This is a genomic window from Streptomyces sp. 150FB (genome assembly GCF_000818195.1).
In the GTDB taxonomy this organism is placed as follows: Bacteria; Actinomycetota; Actinomycetes; order Streptomycetales; family Streptomycetaceae; genus Streptomyces.
In genome coordinates this window covers 649,474-651,749 of record NZ_JTHL01000001.1, presented here as the reverse complement: position 1 = coordinate 651,749, position 2,276 = coordinate 649,474, and the positions used below count along the sequence as shown (strand labels likewise).

2 protein-coding genes and 1 pseudogene are annotated in these 2,276 nt (G+C 71.7%); 2 read left to right on the top strand and 1 reads right to left on the bottom strand.

All coding sequences use genetic code 11. The annotated features are described in order from the left end of the window. Window positions 1–360: pseudogene (locus QR77_RS02725) on the top strand (serine/threonine protein kinase); the annotation flags it as partial. Window positions 361–399: 39 nt separating this feature from the next. Here QR77_RS02725 and QR77_RS02720 read toward each other — a convergent pair. Further along, complete coding sequence (locus QR77_RS02720) at window positions 400–1,443, bottom strand: LacI family DNA-binding transcriptional regulator (protein ID WP_040019479.1); 1,044 nt, start codon at window positions 1,441–1,443, stop codon at window positions 400–402. A gap of 185 nt (window positions 1,444–1,628) precedes the next feature. Between QR77_RS02720 and QR77_RS02715 the strand changes: the two genes are divergently transcribed. After that, window positions 1,629–2,276, top strand: a 648-nt coding sequence (locus QR77_RS02715) for an ROK family protein (RefSeq protein ID WP_040019478.1), incomplete at its 3' end; no start/stop codon positions are given.

The window sequence follows — 2,276 nt, the reverse complement described above, 5'->3', positions numbered from 1 at the left end:
TCCGACAGCGCCGGGCAGCCCGGCGGCTCGGGCACACCGGGCGCCTCCGGCGGTTCCGGCTCCGAGCCCGCCCCCTCGCCGGTCTGCTACGCGGCGGGCCCGGGCAAGTACAACTGCCCGGTGTGGCGCACCGCGAAGTCGTACGACGCCTCGGGCGCCGAGGTCGGCGTACTCAACTCCGGTACCCAGTACTTCTATTGCCAGCAGAACCTGGGCCGCCGCGAGACCTACAACAAGTGGACCAACGTCTGGTGGGCCAAGACCGACGACGACAGCGGCAACGCCAGCGTCTTCATCAGCGACGTCTACATCCAGGGCGGATCGAACGACGAGCGGGTGCCCGGACTTCCGGTCTGCTGAGCGGCGGCGGCAGCGGTCAGCAGACCGCTGAGACGCTCTCTAGCGGGCCGCCGGCGGCCGGATCTCCCCGGAGCCCCGGGCGATGAGCCGCGTCGGCAGGACCACCCGTACCGGTTCGTCGGCCGCTCCGTCCAGCCGGTGGAAGAGCTGCTGGGCCGCGGTACGGCCCAGGGTCGCCGCGTCCTGCGCGATGACCGTGACCCCCGGCTTCAGCAGATCGGCCAGCTCGATGTCGTCGAAGCCGACCAGGGCCACCGGCGTGTCGTGCGCCGCCAGCATCCGTACGACCGTCACCGTCACGCGGTTGTTGCCCGTGAAGATCGCCGTGACCGGGTCGGGGGCACCGAGCATCGCGACGACGGCCTCCTCCACGCGGCGCGGCGCCGTCGGGCCCAGCGACACCCAGTCGTCATGGATCACCAGACCCGCGTCGGCCATCGCCGCCCGGTAGCCGCCGAGCCGCTCGATCGCCGTGTGGATACGCGGCTGGTCGCCGATGAAGCCGATCCGGCGGTGACCGTGCGCGATCAGATGAGCCGTGCCCGCACGGGCGCCGCCCCGGCTGTCGGAGAGCACGGCGTCGGCGTCGATCCGGCCCGCAGGGCGGTCCACGAAGACCGTGGCGACACCGGCCTTGATCTCCGGCTCCAGATAGCGGTGGTCGTCACCGGCGGGGATGACGATCAGACCGTCGACCCGGCGCGCGCACAGCGCGAGCACCAACTCCTGCTCCCGCTCCGGGTCTTCGGCGCTCGAACCGTTGATCAGCAGCGCGCCATGAGCCCGCGCCACCTCTTCGACCGCGCGGTTCAGCGGACCGTAGAACGGGTCGGCGAGGTCCTCCAGGACCAGCCCGATACTGGCGGTACGGCCCTTGCGCAGCACCCGCGCCGAGTCGTTGCGGCGAAAGCCCAGGGCGTCGATCGCCTCCTGCACCCGGCGCCCGGTGTCCGGGGTGACGCCCGCCTCGCCGTTGACGACCCGGGAGACCGTCTTGAGTCCCACTCCGGCGCGCGCTGCGACATCCTTCATCGTGGGCCGATTGCCGTATCGAGGCTCGGAGCGGCGGGCGGTATCAGCCACAGTGCGCTGTCCTGTCGTCGTTCGGAAGGAGGTCGGCTTGCCATTCGAAGCCACGGCGTCGAGCATAGGCCCTGGACAACGTTGTCAGCTAAATGGAGACTGTTCCCCGAAGCCGCAGGTCCACTCCTTTCCCGTCCGCGTTCCCTACGCGCGGGAATACCTCATGACCGGGAGATCCGACACCCATGCATACCGACCCCGTTGCCGCACTCGACATCGGCGGCACCAAGATCGCCGGCGCGTTGGTGGACGGCAACGGCAGGATCCTCGTACGGGCGCAGCGGCCCACGCCCGCCCGTGAGGACGGCGAGTGCGTGATGCGTGCCGTGGAGGAGGTCCTCACGGAGGTGTCGGCGTCCCCGCTGTGGGCGCGGGCGACCGCCATCGGCATTGGCAGCGCGGGCCCCGTGGACGCTTCGGCCGGCACGGTCAGCCCGGTCAATGTGGCGGGATGGCGCGACTTCCCGCTGGTCGAGCGGGTACGGCAGGCCACCGGCGGCCTGTCGGTGACGCTCGTCGGGGACGGCGTGGCGATGACCGCCGCCGAGCACTGGCAGGGCGCGGCGCGCGGCTACGACAACGCGCTGTGCATGGTGGTCTCCACCGGCGTCGGCGGCGGGCTCGTCCTGAACGGCAAGCTTCACCCGGGGCCGACGGGCAACGCCGGGCACATCGGACACATCAGCGTGGACCTGGACGGAGATCTGTGCCCGTGCGGCTCCCGGGGCTGCGTGGAGCGCATCGCCAGCGGCCCGAACATCGCGCGCAGGGCGCTGGAGGGCGGCTGGAAGCCCGGCCCCGACGGCGACGCCTCGGCGGCTGCGGTGGCCGCC